Here is a 15,723-nt window from a genome sequence, read left to right as displayed (position 1 = left end):
AGTTATCTCAATCGAGATAGCTGCTATTTTTGTGCTCATTTTGAGCAGTAACTATTCACTATTCAAAGGAGGTAGACAATGGACTACGAGAAATTCAAACAGGACATGGAGCAGGATGTACTAAAGAATCTTGCAAACAGGGGAATCGAAGCGGAGACCGATGTTCGGCACATTGATAAGTTGAACGATGGATACGATGCTTTGACAGTGAAGGCACCGGGAAGCGTGATTGGTGTAAATATCAATCTCAGCAGTGCCTTTGAAGCGTATGAGGATGGAAGAGATTATATCGATATCGTGGAGCGAGCTTCTGATCAGGCTGCGAAGGGAATCACAGAGTCAAAGAGCTTTGATATCGATAAGGTCAATGACTATGACCAGATGAAGCAGACGCTTTCCATGGAAGTGGTATCAGCAGAGAGAAATGCTGACATGCTTGAGAAGGTTCCTCACAAGAACATCGAAGACATGGCGGTGATTTCTATGTATTGCCTTCATCAATCCATGAAATTCTCTTGGTAAGAGATGATGGAAGTATGAATCGTGCTGAATTGGAAGATCAAGGAACCAGACAAAAAGATCAATCCGAAGGCATGGCAGAAAGAACTTGATGGTTTGCGTGAGAAGTATCAGAAAACCGAAAGACCGTTATCAGAGGCAACGCTGAATCTTGCGAAAATGGAAGTTTTGAGCCATAACAAGCGGGATCTTGAAAGGATACTTCAGAACGAGCGGAGTCGGAGAGAACACTTTGATATTGCAGAGCTTAGAGAAATCACAAGCTACGATGAATTGGAACTGGACACCTTGGGAGATAGAAAGACAGCATTATTTCTCATTGATGTGGTGAGGGTTTAGGAGATTTTAGGCACCTCATATTAAAGCTAATGTGATAAAATTATATAAAAGGCAATGTGGTGCCTATTTTTTTTGGCTAGAGAAGGAGAAACTCGATGAAAAAGTTATATGTTATTGGCAATGGGTTTGATTTAAATTTTGGTTTGTCGACAAAGACGCGTGATTTTGTTACGGAATTAGAAAAAATAAAGTTTGATTGTTTTAGTTCTGCAAGGGATATTTATTCTAGTTATGGGGTAGATTGGTCGTCCTTTGAAGAAGATTTAGCTAATCTTGATATAGAAGAAATAGATGAGGAAGTGACAGAAGCACCTGATTACATGGCTGATCTTGACTCTACCAGAGATGGTGTAGTTTTAAAAGTTGAAGAGTATACCGAGAATCTGTTAGATGCTCGTGAAAAAGCATTAAGAAATATGATTGCTAATGCTGAAAAGCAAATAAGTAAGATTGGGACAATTAGTTACGCAGATTTTTTTGATTCAAATGGAGTGATATTAAGTTTTAATTATACATCGACGGTTGAGAGTTTGTTTGACTATGATAAGGAAGTATTTCATATTCATGGTTCTTATAACAGTGATGATGTATTGGTATTTGGCTTTAAGTCTGACAGTGCAGATTTTGAACGATATAGCCGAAAACTAGACTCTGCAAAGAATGCTAGGATGCAGCAAGAAATTTTAGAATTGAAGAATAATCAATCACTTTCAGAAGAAGAAAAAAATCATAGTATCGAAGAACTTAAGTATTGTTATGAACAAGAGTGGAACGATCCATTTTTAGATAAAGAATATGAGGCGATAGCTAATTTTTATCAAAAGAATAAGAAGAACTTTCAATATGATAAGCTAGATACTTTTCTGAATGATGTTGGGAAGATTGATCAAGTAGTTGTATTGGGACATGGTCTTGGTGATGTGGATAGAGAGTATTTTGAATTAATAGAGAAAACACTTTCTCCAAGTCACTGGATTGTATCGGCATATGACGATGAAGATGTTCTTTGGATGAAGAAAATATGTGAAAGTTATTCTTTTAAAGATAAATGTGAAGTGCGGAAGATGACAGATATCCTAACGAATGCCATTCCTGCAACAATATCATAGTAGTCCCTATTTTGGGACAGTACTTAGTATAGAATAAGAGGCATAAAATCAGTACGTGAGATTGGAAGGTAATTTTATATGAAAACAATTAAGGAATTTATGGATTTTGTGCAGCACAAATCATGGATCTTTGCTAAGACTTATGCGGATAGGGCACCTCATGAGTATATTGTAAAAGATAAACTTTCCGAGGATGATAAGGTGTTTTTTGAAGAGGCAGTTCTTTATATTAGAGAGAACGGCTTTCCAGCATTCTTTGGTGGATATGAGCATATTTATCTTTATGCTGATGGTCATTATTATTGGACTATGGGAGATCCTGTAGAGGAAACTATTATATTGAATCGATGCAAATACAAGGATTATGAAATGACTTATAAGAAAGGACAGAAAAGCGAATGAAAGTCGAATTTTTTCAAGGGACAGATGGTAAATTGGATTCAAATTCCATAAAAGCAGGCGTATATAGAATTAGTATTTACTCTGATGTGGATAGAGAAAAAGTAATCCCGCTTTATATTGGAGAATCCTATTGCATGATTAAGCGAGGCGGGGAGCATCTTTATAATGTCCAAAAAAGTCCATCCTATTTAGGACTTACAGAAGAAACTTATGCAGATGATAGTTTAGTCCTTTCTTTCGAAGTTTATGAAGTAATAGAAGAATGTTGGAGTAATACAAAAGAACGAGATTTAGTACTTGAAAAACATGAACTGGATGCTTTGGCAAAAGTTCATCCTGTTTCTCAATACGAGACTAATGATCATGTGATGAGAAATGCTGTTGAGATAGTAAGTACAGCTATTAAAGAAAAACTTAAATAGTTATAATGATAGTATATTAATAGGTAATTGCGAAACTCCGGAATAGATTACGCGCAACCTAAGTAAAGGTGGCTGAAATGGCATTTTTGGATGTGATTTTTGTTTTAGGCGCACTTTAATAAGGCAATGTCTTTATGAAGTTGGTAAGTCCTACGCAATAAGAGATTTTAGGCTTCGGACGAATTCATGGTGCTTTATTTTATCGGCAAGTATAACGGCGATCAGTTGTGTTATACCTGCAAGGATTAAGTCAGCATGCAGAGTCTTTTCATTTTGAGTTCTGCGTCCTGCAAGGCAAAGGTTATCTTTGAAATGGTTTATATCTCTTTCGACCACAGTCCTGATTTTATAGGTGTTATTCCATTCATCTGTATCGCGTAGAGTGCTAGGGTATGCACGCAGGTTCTTCTCAGGGTATATGTGAACCATGCGTCCACAGGAAGATGTGGTACAAGGATTATCACAGTTGCAGGAACGATGGTTTTTACCGGTATTAGGATCTTTAATCCATTTAATTTTAGGACAGACAAATTTATATCTGGTAACGCCACTTCTGAGCTTTGAGGAACCCTCATATTTCATTTGTAATGAGGAATCATGTGGACAACAAGGTATGCCTGAATCGTTTATTGTATAGTCTTTGTTTCCGAGGCTTGCTCTTGAGTTGAGAGGAATATATGCCTTTGAAAAATGCATATCCTTTCCGAAGGTATCGCCTGTAAGCAACTCTTTGTAGATAGCTGCTGTATCAAAAGCTGCATCGCCAAGAAAAGTTTTGGGATTTATAAGCGGATGAAGCGAGAAGAAATCCTTCAGAGTTGGAAGTAAAAGCTTTGAATCATGAACACATTTATCTTCGTCAGGAGAATCGGATTTCTTTTCTACGATTATATCTGGATGGGATGCCATAAAATCTTTGTTATAAAAGGATATATGGCGGACAATACCTAAGCCATTGGTAACAATGCCAAACTTGAAAACATAGCAGAAATGTCAATTTATGTACAACTGCTTTATTTCGGGATTAGCTGATGCGTGAGAAGGCATGGCGCCATAGGCAGCCTTATAGGGGTCATAAGACTTGTTGAAACCCATTGCTTTTGCATAGGCTTTAAGTTGTTTGATAATCCGATTTGCATACTTTGGATTGTTTTCAGTAACAAAAGCTTCAATACCGGAGGAATCAAAGATTGTCATATCAGCTTTTGCAGAATCAATAGCTTGGCAGATGGTTTCTGACAATTCTATTTTACCATACTTGGTGAGGAGTTATTCATTTTTATGGCAATAAAAATGCCGTACTTATGCGGCTTTTGGCGTTTCGCAAACGCCTATATGATTATTTTAGATGGTGAGGATAAGCATAATTTTAGGGAGCTTGATCAGACGCAAATTGAGTCGTTTTTTACTTTGAATGAAATGGTAACTGCTAGTACATATTGATACTAATTTTGATAATGCTATTGTTTTTATAGGATGTTTGGATGGAAAAGTATCTAAGAATAGTAGTAAATACAAAAATGTAGCAGAAGATGCTGCAAGGATTGTATCAGCAATTCAAATTATTATGGCTATGAATCAATAACAGATAGATTACAAATACCAAAAATATGGAAGGAGCTGGTTTATATATGACAATTGAAGAAATGAGAGAGCTTCTTACGAAGGATGAAAAAATTACAGTCGAATATAAGGCTTGCCAGAATGGAATACATGATGATGTGTATGAGACTGTGTGTTCATTTTCTAACAGGTATGGTGGCTATATTATCATGGGTGTTGAGGATGGTGGAAAGCCAATAGGTATTAATAAGAACCTTACTAAGGATATGAAGAAGAACTTTGTTAATCAGCTTAATAACCCAGATAAAATGTCACCCACCTTGTATCTGTCTATAGAAGAGATTGAATACGAGGGAATGACTTTGCTATGGGTTTTTGTGCCACCAACGTCAACTGTGGAAAAATGTGCAAACAGAATTTACGATCGTAATGAAGATGGCGATATGGATATTACGGATTCTCCTATTCAGTTGCAGAATTTGTATAACAGAAAAAGTAACACTTATGCTGAGAGAAAAATATTTCCTTATGTTACAACAGCAGATTTAAGATTGGATTTGCTAGAAAAGGTAAGAAATCTGGCAAAGAGTAAAAAGCCAGATCATCCTTGGCTTGAGTTATCAGATGAAGATTTACTTAAAAGTGCTGGATTATGGGAAAAGGATTTTTCTTCAGGTATGGAAGGATACAATCTTGCCGCAGTGTTGCTTTTAGGTAAAGATGAAGTGATTAATTCTTGTTGCCCTGGGTATGTTACTGATGCTCTTTACAGGGTAGAGAATATGGATCGTTATGATGACAGACTGTTAGTTACAACTAATCTTATAGAAGCTTATGATCTTTTAATGGAATTTGTAGCAAAGCATACCTCAGATAAATTTCACTTAATAAATAACGTTAATACTAGCGTTAGAGATTTGATAGCTAGAGAGGTAATTGGCAATATTCTTGTACACAGAGATTATTCCAGCGCTTATCCGGCAAAGGTAATTATTGAAAAGGATTGGCTAAAAACGGAAAATTGGTGTATTCCAAGAAGACACGGAAATATTATGCAGGACGAGTTTCAGCCATATCCGAAGAACCCTATTATTCAAAGATTTTTTGCTAATATAGGTAGAACGGATACGATTGGTTCCGGCGTGATTAATTTATATAAATATACTCCGATTTTTTCCGATGGCGGAAAACCTGAGCTGTTTGAAGACGATGTTTTTAAGATTACTATTCCTTTGAATAAGGAAGCGGCTAAAGAGGCTAGCAATCAAAAGAAGTTATCAGATAGAGAACAGGCTATTTATAATTTAATCTGTGAGAATAAACATTTGACTGTAGAGCAGGTTATGGCTGAGTTTGATATTTCAAGGGCAACAGTATTTAGAGACTATGCTAAGATAAAGAAAATCACAGGTGCTGTTTATGATAAAAATGAATCTGTGTGGAAATTATAATACTGAGTCTCATATCAGTCTCATCAAAATGAGACTGTGAATTAATTGAAAAATGCTGAAATGGTGGGATTTATATAAGAAAGTCTCATTGCAGTCTCACCATAGTCTCGCTGAGTCTCATGTGTAAATGAGACTTTATGAGACTTAGTTATAAAATCTATATATGAGACCTAAAACAAAACAGCAAAAAATATAAGTGCCTGTCCATATGATTGAGGTGCCCCCTCAAAGTTAGACTTTTTTACGAGACGACTTTGGTCGTCTCGTTTTCTTTGTTTGCGCGCCATGGGCGCGCTCTAACGGGTGAAAGTCTCGAACACGCCCAGATAGTGGGAAGTGTATAGCTGAACAGCAAGGGTTTCCATCGTGAGGTGGAATCTGAAGGAAGCTGTAAGCAAATCTCTGGTCCGACGGACAGAAATCACATATAAGGCTAGGCTACGAGAGATAAGTTGGCAAAGAACAACGAGGTCTAATAACTATCACATTTGTAGTAGCAGAGTAAATGTGGCGGATATATGGAGAGAAAGAGCGTGCACCTTAAGCGTGGAGGTCTCACAGAGGTTTCATTAGCCTAGTAACAACGAACTGTGAGAAGTCAGCCGAACCCATAGTAGTGAAGAAGTTTCTGTAATGGAAATGGAGCGAAGGGGTGAACAATCAATAAGTTTGAGTATGTCTCGTGTTGCAGAGATGACAACATCTGCCGTAACCAATCGGGAAAAGGGTGGTCAAATTAAGCGAGGCGGAAAGGAAAGAACGCATGGACACAAGTAGTCTAATGGAGCAGATACTATCTAGTGCTAATCTCAATAGTGCATATCTGCAAGTCGTACGAAACAAAGGTGCAGAGGGAGTGGACGGAATGAAGTACACAGAACTCAAAGAACATCTTGAAAAGAACGGCGATATCATCAAGGAACAGTTGAGAAAAAGAAAGTATAAACCTCAGCCGGTTCGAAGAGTTGAGATACCAAAGCCTGATGGTGGTGTCAGAAACCTAGGAGTACCAACAGTAACAGACAGATTCATACAACAAGCCATAGCACAGGTATTAACACCAATCTATGAGGAACAATTCCATGACCACAGTTATGGATTCAGACCTAATAGATGTGCACAGCAAGCAATCCTAACAGCGCTCGATATGATGAATGATGGTAATGACTGGATTGTAGATATTGACTTGGAAAAGTTCTTCGACACAGTTAATCACGATAAACTTATGACTAATATAGATTTGGTAGCTAGAGTAAAATTTCACTCGGAAAATTGAATAAATAAAAAAGAACATCCTTCTTTGTGATAAAGTTATTTTTGCGAAAAAACAAAACAAGGGAGGATGTTCTTTTATGGAAGAAATTATAAGCTATTTTTACGAGGTTTTCATCCCTAAAATCATTGATGTTAGGATAAATTTTTATAAAGATGAGCATCATTGTGTTGGAGACCTTGCTTTAGCAACTAAAAATGAGACTGATAAACTAGGAAGGAAGGTTCTTGAAAGCTTTATCTCAGAGCTGGATATGCTAATTAAAGAACTGCCAGAGAGGAAACGACAGTGGTATGTTGAGCACTCAGCAGATAAGAAAAGCTTAACAACCACACTAGGAGAAATCGTTTTTACAAAGACTTTGTATACATCAAAAACGGAAGTAACTGATGATGGAAAAGAACTTCAATGCTACTTGTTAGATAAATTTCTGGAGTTAGAGGAAAATCAATCAATGACTGAAGATGTAGTTTCAAAAATCTACGAAGAGGCGGTTGATACATCATATCAAAAAGCAGGTGTTGAATGCGCACCTGAAGGGATTACAAAGCAGACGGTAAAGAATCTTCTTCATAAGACACAGTTTCCAAAAAGCTTTCAGATTCCAGAAATGAAAAAGACAGTCGATTATCTTTACATTGATGCTGACGAAGATCATTATCATTTGCAGTTTCATGAGGCTCGAGGTGACATAGAAGTAAATGAGAATGGCAGAAAGAATAATGATGCTATGACAAAAATGATATACGTGTATGAAGGTATAGAGCCAGAAGCTCCAAAGAGTAAACGTGATAAGTTGATTAACACACACTATTTTTTGAGAGACTATAACCAGTCTAGTAAAGATATGTGGAAAGAGGTTTTTGAATATATAGATGCGACATATGATGTTGAGAAGATAAAGAAGATTTATATTAATTCAGATGGTGGACAATGGATAAAGACAGGATATAGAGGGTTAGCTGATACCACATTTGTTTTAGATGAATTTCACTTATCTAACAATAAGTGAACATATTAACAATATTCTTTCTTCTGGAGAGCTTGATGAGACTTCTGTCGGTTTTTCCGACAAAAGTTTTGGAGGTAGAAAACCGAAGATTTATAATTTGGATATGATACTATCTGTTGGATATAGAGTTAATTCAAAGAGAGGTATTGCTTTTAGACGATGGGCGAATAACGTTCTAAAGCAGTATGTCCTGAAAGGTTATGCAATAAATGAAAAGCGTCTTGCTGCTTTAAACAAAACGGTTGTGATTCAATCAAAGATTATTGCAAACACTTTGGATATTGAAGAAGCAGAAGTTCTTCGAGCAGTAAACCTATATACCGATGCTTTAGTTCTTCTTGATCAGTATGATCACCAGTCGCTGAGCAAACCAGAAGGAAATAAGCCTGTTTATCGAATTACATATGAAGATTGTAGAAATATGATTAATCATATGGAAGACAGTTTTAGTTCAGATGTATTTGGCGTAGAAAAAGAAGCTGGAAAAGTAGCAGGAATTCTTGCAGCAGTATATCAAGATGTTTTTGGTGGTGAAGTGTATCCATCACTAGAAGAAAAGGCTGCAAATCTTTTGTACTTTATGATAAAGGATCATCCATTTGCTGACGGTTGTAAGAGAATAGCAGCATCGCTTTTTCTAGAGTTCTTAGACAAAAATGATGCTTTAATACGAGATGGTCAAAAAGTCATTAGCGATGGAGCTCTCGTTGCTATTACACTTATGATTGCAGAATCAAATCCAGAAGAAAAAGATATCATGACTACATTGGTGATGAATCTATTGAAGATGTAGAAAAATCGCAGTTTTACGAGGTTGGAACATGGAGTATGTTAGAGACAGAAAAAGTAATGTTGCACTTAGTTTGCATGATTGCAGGATAATAAGTATGGAAATAAGCAAAGACAATTTGTCTTTGAAGTTAGATCGAATATATCAATATGCTGACGATGAAGAAAAATGGTATCAAGGAATGATTGAATTTACAAAAGTTGACATGGAGGAGTGCGATATTATGTTGTTTAATGCTCCTTTTGGATACGATGGAGAGAAAGCTTTTTCTGGAAAATCTATGTCTTTTGAAGAATTTAATGTAGAATATCCGAATGCTGAGTTCGAAATTGTTACAGAAGGATATAGTGGATATGATACGGTATTTCAGGGGTGGATATGGCAGGGAGAAAATAATCCTTTATTAGGAATTATGAGAATATGGAATACGGGTGATATGATATATCGTATTTAACAAATTCCAGTTTTGGAGGAGAACATGCGCATAGATTTCAATGAGGATGCAAAAGGAAATCTAAGTTTGGAAACGAAGTATTTGACATGGATACCACTGATTGGAAGAAGATCAATATTTTCATAAAATGTGAGAAGGCACCAAAAAGAGGCTCATAAAATGTGAGAAGTATCGAAAAAGCAAAATATTGTAAGTTTTGAAAGTGAATTCGATTGAAACGATTCTTTAAGATGCGTTAGAAATCTTTCGGCGATAGGTGTAAACGCCTGATATCTATTCCATGCTATATATATTCTATTTTCGAGCTTCGGAGACAGTGGTCTGAATACAAGGCCGCTGTCTTTTGACGTATTTACAAGATGTTCATAGGTGAGAAGATATCCTAAGCCTTTATCGACTTTTTCAGAGAGCTGCTCTGTATCACCGCTTGTGATGTGATATTGAAGGTTCGGATAGTGTTGTTTAAAATCTTTTATAGATCTTGCCAGGTATCGAAGCTGGCAGGATTCAGCAAGACCAAGATAGAGTTCTCCACCAGCTATATCATCCAGAGAAACAAATTCCTGCTCGATTTTATCAGCCATGCTGACAAGATCTTCGGCACGATTGCGTAGCAGAATTCCTTCATCAGTAAGCTGGATACTAAAAGCATGTCTTGTGAAAAGCTTTTTCCCAAGTTCTTCCTCCAGCGATTTAAGCTGTTTTGACAGGGTAGGCTGAGTTACATGCAGAAGTTCAGCAGCTCTACTCATCTCTTTAAAATACCACTTGCTTACGGCAAAGAAAAACGGAATTACAAAAGATGAAATTTTAGCCATTGTTACTCATGCCGCATTTTATGCCGGCTGGCCAATGGCGTGGGCTGTATTTAATATGGCTAAGGAAATCTGGAATGATGATGCTCCAGCCTGTGATGATAAAGAAAAATTTCAGAAGGAAGTATTTCTTCCAATTGGAGAAAAGAATCCTTATGGAAAGTACTTTACAGGGCAAAGCTATCTTGCACAGGTATCCTTAGAACAGGTGCCTGCATTTAATGTGACATTTGAGCCTGGTTGTCGTAACTTCTGGCATATTCATCATGCAAAATCCGGTGGAGGGCAGAGTGTATGTCTATTACACACTTGTAAGTATTCAGGAGGATTTGCATTGTGCGAGTCAGAAGGCTTTAAAGCTTTTAAAGGAACTTGAGAGTAACTCGGTTGGTGGGAGAAATGGTGATAAAGGTTTATTTAGTATAGAGGGGCTTAGGACCCTCTTTTATATATAAGTGGATAGAAGTATACATTGACATCTATGGATACTATGCTAAAATTATTTTTAATAAAACATATTTTAGCAAAAGTAGTTTTAGTAAAGAGAATTATTAGCGGGAGAAATAACTATGTTTATAGGAAGAGAACATGAAATGAGTGTGCTGGAGGAAACATATAATCAGCCAGGTTTCCAAATGACTGTTATTTATGGTCGCAGACGTATAGGTAAATCTACTCTTATCACAGAATTTATTAAGGGTAAGAGAGCGTCCTATTATATAGCAGCAAAATCTAGCTTAGAAGATAATGTTAAAAAGTGGAGTGCACAATTCATTTCTGATATCGTACCAGAGATGGAAGGTGTGGAGTTTTCGGATTTGGAAGGCTTCTTTAAGTTTGTAGGTAATAGTTGTAAGGATGAAAGAACTGTAATCGCTTTGGATGAAATACCATATATTGCTGAAGTGGACGAGTCTTTTCTATCAAGATTTCAAGGTGCAATTGATTCAATTCTTAGTAAGAAAAATATATATATTATTATTAGTGGCTCTGCAATTAGTTTTATGGAAAAAAAGATCTTGAGTGAAAAGAGCCCACTGTTTGGCAGACGTGATAATCAAATTTTTTTAAAACCATTTGATTATCTGGATTCTGCTAAATTCGTGCCTAACTACAATAATGAGGAAAAGGCTGTTGTATTTGGTGTAACCGGAGGAGTCGCAAAATACTTAACACTTTTTGATGACTCTGTTTCGTTAGATGAAAATTTAATTAATAATTTTTTTAAACCATCCGGTTACCTCTATGAAGAACCATACAATTTGCTTATGCAAGAGTTTCGAACTGTTAACACATACAATACAGTGATTGAGGCGTGCTCAGGTGGAGCAAATAAAGTAAATAAAATTGCTGACAAAGTACATGAGTCGACCGCTGCGGTTTCATATACTATAAAGAATCTTACTACAGTTGGAGTTTTGGCAAAAGTTTCCGCCATAACAGATGAAAAGAACAAAAAGAAGGTTAACTATGAAATCGTTGATGGCATGTATCGGTTTTGGTATAAATTCATACCTAAGGGGCGTGCGGCCATCGAGATGAACCGCGGAGAAGTTTACTATAATATGTACGTGAAGAACAATTTGCATGATTTCATGGGTGAGATTTTTGAAGATATGTGTAGATATTACGTTCTTTCACACGGGCTAGATGGAAAGCTGAAATGCATGACTACAAATGTAGGAAAATGGTGGGGGATGGGACATGATCGTATTCCAACGGATATTGATGTTGTTGGAATTGATGAAATTGGAAAGAAGGCAATTCTTGGAGAGTGCAAGTTCAAAAATGAACAGATAGATAAGCCAGTTTATGAAGACCTGATGAACAGAAAGGGGCTCATTGATAGAAAATACGAGGAAGTTCAGTATATGTATTTTTCTTTGTCAGGCTTTTCTAAGTGGGTTGTTGAGAACGCTGATGCTGAGAAGGTATCATTGCTAACATTAGATGATTTGTATAGCTGATTTGAACTTGGATGCATTGTACAGGAGGGAGGTTACGTGGTTCCAAATGAAACATTTTATATTTAAAAATCAGAAATCGAACAATAATACAGTTGCGCAGGAAAACGGTAATCTAAACATGCTACTTTCTGAACCAACTGCTACGACTAGGCCCAACGCGGATCTTCGAAACAGAAGAATAGATTTTTATTTTGAAGATGACAAAGTTCTTATAGAAGGATTAGCTGATATTGGCTACACGTTTTGGCTATCAAAGACTGATATTACGGATATTTCGACAAACGCTAAGATATGCCAACATATTTTGCATGATTTTGTCGATGTGTTTTATTCTACAAACAAATATTATGATGGATTAACTAAATTATTTAAGAAATCTATTTTACGAATTGGAGATTTTACAGATTCAAAATGGGCTACTCCCTTTGGCACGTATATCGGCGATGATGATAAAACGGGATTATTTATTGCCAAATCTTTAGTTACCTTTAAAAGTGAAATAGATAAACTGTGTGAAGCGAGAGAAGATGGTGGTAATTATCTTAGCGTTATGCAGGCCTTTTTGGAACGTTTATCCCAGAGAACGGATGATCCGATATTGGATTATACTACTGCGGCACCATGGATTAAGATCATGGAGGACGAAGACTACCTTCTGTGTTCAAAGAACGAACAGATTCGAGAGTTATATTTGCAGTTACTAAAACAGTACAGAGATCTACATAGCAGATATATGACAGAGGTACGGTAAGTGGTTTCTTGGGGACGGAGTTAGCGGTTCACTAGGTAGTGTCAAGTGACCTATGAAAGAATGAGCTGAAAGGAAAAGGCTTACTTATCATATGATGATATTGAAATGAACTTTAGGAGAAATTGCCAATGAAAGAAACACGAACTTTAGAATATAAATCAGAAGTGACAAATTCATTTTTGAAAACAGTGAGTGCTTTTTCTAATTTTGGAACTGGAAAAATATTGTTTGGAGTTGCTGATGATGGAGCAGTCATTGGTATAGATAATCCAGATCAGAAATGTCTCGATATTGAAAATAGAATTAATGATTCCATTTCTCCTAAGCCTGATTATTATCTTTCAATTAATAGGTTAAATAATGTTATAACATTAGATATAACTGAAGGAAGATATAAGCCATATTTATACAAGGGAAAAGCATATCGAAGAAGTGATACTGCTTCTGTGTAAACGGCAAGTAGAAACCATCACTTTTTGGCAGTTAACAACCAGCAGATTTTGGCAGTCAGAAACCGCCACTTTTACTATTACCCACGTAGAATCTCTCCGTGGGTAATTTGTTGCACTTATCGCAGGTCGACGTACATAATGTCAAAATCATGGTAACTATTGTCTATCTTGAAATAAGCAGGAGATGTTCCAATCTTCTGGAATCCATACTTTTGATATAAATGTATTGCTCCTGCATTATCACTTCGTACCTCAAGATTTATGATTTCTATGCCATGATCTTTAGCATACTCAATCAGTTTTTGCATAAGCATGCTTCCAATGCCTTTATTCCAATAAGATTTCCTTACTGTGATTCCCAAATCGGCACGATGTGACATACGCCTAGGAAGTCCACTTAAACTTCCATCCCCAACTATTTCACCATCTATTACTGCAAGAAGATGTACAGACTTATCGGCGGAATAAACACTTTCAAGATAATCAGCTTCCTGTTCAACGGTGATAGGAAAACCTGATGCTCCAAAGGTTAAGTTATCAGTTTCGCCACCTATTGTCTTTGTGTATTCTATGACTCTTTCTGCATCAGCGGCTCTTGCTTCTCTAATCTCAACTTTCATCATGACTTTCCTCCTGTATGATTTTTATGACTGTTATAATAACATCCTACGTAAAAAATCTCAAAACGGGTTATCACAATTAAAGTCTCCCCAAAAATCATCGCCAGAGCATATGCCTTCGCATTCAGGATTTTCATCTGGTCCTTCTTCCATCATGGCTTGCCATAATCTAAATGTATTGATATAGTCCAAAGGCCATCCATCATCGTCAAAAACACCATCACCATTCATATATGGGATGTGTCCCGAATACACCCAGTCTACCAGACAGTTCCATTCCTCATGAGCGAGCTGAACAGACAACAATAAATAATATCAAACTAATGATGAAGAACATGAAGTGTTCTTTAGAGGATGCTCTTAATGCTCTTGAAATTAAGGGAAAAGAGCGTGCTATTATAGCAAAGCAGCTCCAAAAGTAAAACTTAATTATAGTTACAAAGCATATTGAAAGCAGTGGACTTATGTCTGCTGCTTTTTTCGTGCAATTTTTTAAAACGATAAATACAGTAATTCTATTGTTTTTATGGTTGGTAGTGTCAAGTGACCTATGAAAGAATGAGCTAAAAAGAAAAAGGCTCAAGCGAACCTTGAAAATGTAGATATTGATACCGAAAAGCTCTCCGAGGGCTTAGGGCGCCGCCCTAAGAACCTGCAAGGGACCAGTCCCTTGACCCAATCAGCGGGCTCTGCCCGCACCCGTCCTCACCGGAAGCAGGCCAGCAAGCACACTTGCTGACCAGGGATGCAGGATAATCCGTGAACCTTATGTCAAGGAACTTTCGCGGCATATCCTCGCCGGTCTTGCCGGCTCCGGTATTCCACGGTTTCCTTGACAACGGTTCCGCTCCGATTTATGAGGCTGATTCATTTTGCATTTTTAGTATTGTCTGCTGGCCAAGGAAGATCATGAGCTGCCATTTCCCGGGCATATTTCCACCGTTTGAGATCATGTCATCTTCAACGAGTGGTCGCTTATAATTATGTATTTTGTGCGGGCGAAGAAAGTTGTAGTAGGCAACCCAGAGGGCAAGATCGTAGTTGGCACCATCATAGTTATCAAAGCCGTTTGTAGGCCTGTATGATGACTTATAGGTTCGGTTTAATCGTTCGATCATCTGTTTGTAAGGGCGGAACTCCTTGGATACTGCATCATCGTTAGTAAGCCCGACAACCTGTGTGATGTCGAACTTAAACTTCTCGCCATATTTAAGGAAAAATTGTTGGGCGGCAAGAGGATACGCACTGTATGCATCAGCAATAAAGCGGAAATTTTCCGGGAGTTTTTTAAGGTGCTGGAAAGCCATTCGCATGGCCATAATGCATGGCCCCACACCACGGTTGTCAGATATCTGATACCCGATAATGACCCGGGATGCAGCGTCCATAACAAACCAGATAAAGCCTTTTATTCCGCGAACTTTTATATAGGTCTCATCGGCAGTAAAGACCTTACTCTTTTCGTAAGGATATTTATCTACAAAAGGCTTCACGCAGAGGGCGGCAGTTTTACAGTAGTTAGCAACCATCTGATGGGAAATGGAGATTCCATGTATGTCTTTTAAGGCCTGGGAAGTTTTTCTGAGAGACAGGCCGAGGTTGACTTTGTATGTGAGGCAGAGTGACATGACCTGTGCGTTATGCTTTGTGAATTTAAGGGATGATGCGTTCTTTGGAAGGGTGGTTATGTCGAAACTGAAAAAGTCTATCACAAACTCGCGATAGATGTAGTGAAGCTTATATTTATTCTTGCCATAGTCCTCATTAAGGTCTTCCTTATCAAC

At 37.3% G+C, this 15,723-nt stretch carries 17 protein-coding genes and 3 pseudogenes; 15 read left to right on the top strand and 5 right to left on the bottom strand.

From position 1 onward, the window contains the following. Positions 1 to 78: 78 nt before the first annotated feature. The 6 genes and pseudogenes from G634_RS0107705 (at position 79) to G634_RS18445 (ending at position 2,791) form a co-directional block, all read left to right on the top strand. The gene (locus G634_RS0107705) at positions 79 to 522 is read left to right on the top strand and encodes a DUF5688 family protein (RefSeq protein ID WP_026504801.1); all 444 of its coding nucleotides are present in this window, start codon (positions 79 to 81) and stop codon (positions 520 to 522) included. Further along, positions 489 to 611 (top strand): hypothetical protein, encoded by a 123-nt coding sequence (locus G634_RS22105; RefSeq protein ID WP_442855635.1) that lies wholly within the window; start codon positions 489 to 491, stop codon positions 609 to 611. The genes G634_RS0107705 and G634_RS22105 overlap by 34 nt, the downstream gene beginning before the upstream one ends. A gap of 133 nt (positions 612 to 744) precedes the next feature. Then, positions 745 to 840: pseudogene (locus G634_RS21965) on the top strand (type IV secretion system protein VirD4); the annotation flags it as partial. Positions 841 to 953: 113 nt separating this feature from the next. After that, entirely contained in the window at positions 954 to 1,967 is a 1,014-nt protein-coding gene (locus G634_RS0107695) for an AbiH family protein (protein WP_026504799.1), read from the top strand. A 78-nt stretch (positions 1,968 to 2,045) separates the two neighbouring features. Continuing rightward, on the top strand, positions 2,046 to 2,369 hold the full coding sequence (locus G634_RS0107690; RefSeq protein ID WP_026504798.1) for a hypothetical protein: 324 nt from the start codon (positions 2,046 to 2,048) through the stop codon (positions 2,367 to 2,369). Next, positions 2,366 to 2,791, top strand: a complete 426-nt coding sequence (locus tag G634_RS18445; RefSeq protein ID WP_051233762.1) for a hypothetical protein — start codon at positions 2,366 to 2,368, stop codon at positions 2,789 to 2,791. The genes G634_RS0107690 and G634_RS18445 overlap by 4 nt, the downstream gene beginning before the upstream one ends. A gap of 150 nt (positions 2,792 to 2,941) precedes the next feature. Here G634_RS18445 and G634_RS18440 read toward each other — a convergent pair. Beyond that, a pseudogene (locus tag G634_RS18440) lies at positions 2,942 to 4,039 on the bottom strand (ISNCY family transposase); the annotation flags it as partial. Between the two features lie 383 nt (positions 4,040 to 4,422). Here G634_RS18440 and G634_RS0107670 point away from each other — a divergent pair. The 5 genes and pseudogenes from G634_RS0107670 (at position 4,423) to G634_RS0107640 (ending at position 9,334) form a co-directional block, all read left to right on the top strand. Beyond that, on the top strand, positions 4,423 to 5,805 hold the full coding sequence (locus G634_RS0107670; RefSeq protein WP_035799323.1) for an AlbA family DNA-binding domain-containing protein: 1,383 nt from the start codon (positions 4,423 to 4,425) through the stop codon (positions 5,803 to 5,805). A 763-nt stretch (positions 5,806 to 6,568) separates the two neighbouring features. Further along, positions 6,569 to 7,036: pseudogene (locus G634_RS18435) on the top strand (reverse transcriptase domain-containing protein); the annotation flags it as partial. Between the two features lie 121 nt (positions 7,037 to 7,157). Continuing rightward, the gene (locus G634_RS18430) at positions 7,158 to 8,090 is read left to right on the top strand and encodes a UPF0236 family transposase-like protein (RefSeq protein ID WP_051233761.1); all 933 of its coding nucleotides are present in this window, start codon (positions 7,158 to 7,160) and stop codon (positions 8,088 to 8,090) included. 103 nt (positions 8,091 to 8,193) lie between these two features. Further along, the gene (gene rhuM / locus G634_RS18425; RefSeq protein WP_242826791.1) at positions 8,194 to 8,883 is read left to right on the top strand and encodes a RhuM family protein; all 690 of its coding nucleotides are present in this window, start codon (positions 8,194 to 8,196) and stop codon (positions 8,881 to 8,883) included. Between the two features lie 28 nt (positions 8,884 to 8,911). Continuing rightward, complete coding sequence (locus tag G634_RS0107640) at positions 8,912 to 9,334, top strand: hypothetical protein (RefSeq protein WP_026504796.1); 423 nt, start codon at positions 8,912 to 8,914, stop codon at positions 9,332 to 9,334. Positions 9,335 to 9,486: 152 nt separating this feature from the next. On the opposite strand, the gene G634_RS18420 is transcribed toward G634_RS0107640, so the two are convergent. Further along, the gene (locus tag G634_RS18420; protein ID WP_081676541.1) at positions 9,487 to 10,152 is read right to left on the bottom strand and encodes a LysR family transcriptional regulator; all 666 of its coding nucleotides are present in this window, start codon (positions 10,150 to 10,152) and stop codon (positions 9,487 to 9,489) included. 34 nt (positions 10,153 to 10,186) lie between these two features. Here G634_RS18420 and G634_RS18415 point away from each other — a divergent pair, with 34 nt between their 5' ends. From G634_RS18415 to G634_RS0107605, 4 genes are all read left to right on the top strand, one after another. Further along, positions 10,187 to 10,525: a hypothetical protein gene (locus G634_RS18415; RefSeq protein ID WP_051233760.1), complete on the top strand. Its 339-nt coding sequence runs from the start codon at positions 10,187 to 10,189 to the stop codon at positions 10,523 to 10,525. Positions 10,526 to 10,718: 193 nt separating this feature from the next. Then, positions 10,719 to 12,116: an ATP-binding protein gene (locus tag G634_RS0107615; protein WP_026504795.1), complete on the top strand. Its 1,398-nt coding sequence runs from the start codon at positions 10,719 to 10,721 to the stop codon at positions 12,114 to 12,116. A gap of 46 nt (positions 12,117 to 12,162) precedes the next feature. After that, positions 12,163 to 12,867: a hypothetical protein gene (locus tag G634_RS0107610; protein WP_155830530.1), complete on the top strand. Its 705-nt coding sequence runs from the start codon at positions 12,163 to 12,165 to the stop codon at positions 12,865 to 12,867. A gap of 128 nt (positions 12,868 to 12,995) precedes the next feature. After that, complete coding sequence (locus G634_RS0107605) at positions 12,996 to 13,319, top strand: AlbA family DNA-binding domain-containing protein (protein WP_026504793.1); 324 nt, start codon at positions 12,996 to 12,998, stop codon at positions 13,317 to 13,319. 116 nt (positions 13,320 to 13,435) lie between these two features. Here G634_RS0107605 and G634_RS0107600 read toward each other — a convergent pair whose 3' ends face one another. The 3 genes from G634_RS0107600 to G634_RS0107585 form a co-directional block, all read right to left on the bottom strand. Then, positions 13,436 to 13,942 (bottom strand): GNAT family N-acetyltransferase, encoded by a 507-nt coding sequence (locus G634_RS0107600; RefSeq protein WP_026504792.1) that lies wholly within the window; start codon positions 13,940 to 13,942, stop codon positions 13,436 to 13,438. A 57-nt stretch (positions 13,943 to 13,999) separates the two neighbouring features. Further along, positions 14,000 to 14,170: a hypothetical protein gene (locus G634_RS21150; RefSeq protein ID WP_155830529.1), complete on the bottom strand. Its 171-nt coding sequence runs from the start codon at positions 14,168 to 14,170 to the stop codon at positions 14,000 to 14,002. Between the two features lie 623 nt (positions 14,171 to 14,793). Beyond that, positions 14,794 to 15,723, bottom strand: a 930-nt coding sequence (locus tag G634_RS0107585) for an IS66 family transposase (RefSeq protein WP_026504791.1), incomplete at its 5' end; no start/stop codon positions are given.

It is taken from the genome of Butyrivibrio sp. NC3005, from assembly GCF_000424545.1.
Taxonomy (GTDB): Bacteria; Bacillota; Clostridia; order Lachnospirales; family Lachnospiraceae; genus Butyrivibrio.
Note: the sequence above shows the minus strand (reverse complement) of the source record. Positions and strands in the feature narration are given on the sequence as shown.

Excerpts from the sequence above, each read along its gene's own strand:
- G634_RS0107705 (WP_026504801.1), top strand. The coding sequence starts at position 79 with ATGGACTACGAGAAATTCAAACAGGACATGGAGCAGGATGTACTAAAG.
- G634_RS0107695 (WP_026504799.1), top strand. The coding sequence starts at position 954 with ATGAAAAAGTTATATGTTATTGGCAATGGGTTTGATTTAAATTTTGGT.
- G634_RS0107690 (WP_026504798.1), top strand. The coding sequence starts at position 2,046 with ATGAAAACAATTAAGGAATTTATGGATTTTGTGCAGCACAAATCATGG.
- G634_RS18445 (WP_051233762.1), top strand. The coding sequence starts at position 2,366 with ATGAAAGTCGAATTTTTTCAAGGGACAGATGGTAAATTGGATTCAAAT.
- G634_RS0107670 (WP_035799323.1), top strand. The coding sequence starts at position 4,423 with ATGACAATTGAAGAAATGAGAGAGCTTCTTACGAAGGATGAAAAAATT.
- G634_RS18430 (WP_051233761.1), top strand. The coding sequence starts at position 7,158 with ATGGAAGAAATTATAAGCTATTTTTACGAGGTTTTCATCCCTAAAATC.
- rhuM (WP_242826791.1), top strand. The coding sequence starts at position 8,194 with ATGATACTATCTGTTGGATATAGAGTTAATTCAAAGAGAGGTATTGCT.
- G634_RS0107640 (WP_026504796.1), top strand. The coding sequence starts at position 8,912 with ATGGAGTATGTTAGAGACAGAAAAAGTAATGTTGCACTTAGTTTGCAT.
- G634_RS18420 (WP_081676541.1), bottom strand. The coding sequence starts at position 10,152 with ATGGCTAAAATTTCATCTTTTGTAATTCCGTTTTTCTTTGCCGTAAGC.
- G634_RS18415 (WP_051233760.1), top strand. The coding sequence starts at position 10,187 with ATGGCGTGGGCTGTATTTAATATGGCTAAGGAAATCTGGAATGATGAT.
- G634_RS0107615 (WP_026504795.1), top strand. The coding sequence starts at position 10,719 with ATGTTTATAGGAAGAGAACATGAAATGAGTGTGCTGGAGGAAACATAT.
- G634_RS0107610 (WP_155830530.1), top strand. The coding sequence starts at position 12,163 with ATGAAACATTTTATATTTAAAAATCAGAAATCGAACAATAATACAGTT.
- G634_RS0107605 (WP_026504793.1), top strand. The coding sequence starts at position 12,996 with ATGAAAGAAACACGAACTTTAGAATATAAATCAGAAGTGACAAATTCA.
- G634_RS0107600 (WP_026504792.1), bottom strand. The coding sequence starts at position 13,942 with ATGATGAAAGTTGAGATTAGAGAAGCAAGAGCCGCTGATGCAGAAAGA.
- G634_RS21150 (WP_155830529.1), bottom strand. The coding sequence starts at position 14,170 with ATGAATGGTGATGGTGTTTTTGACGATGATGGATGGCCTTTGGACTAT.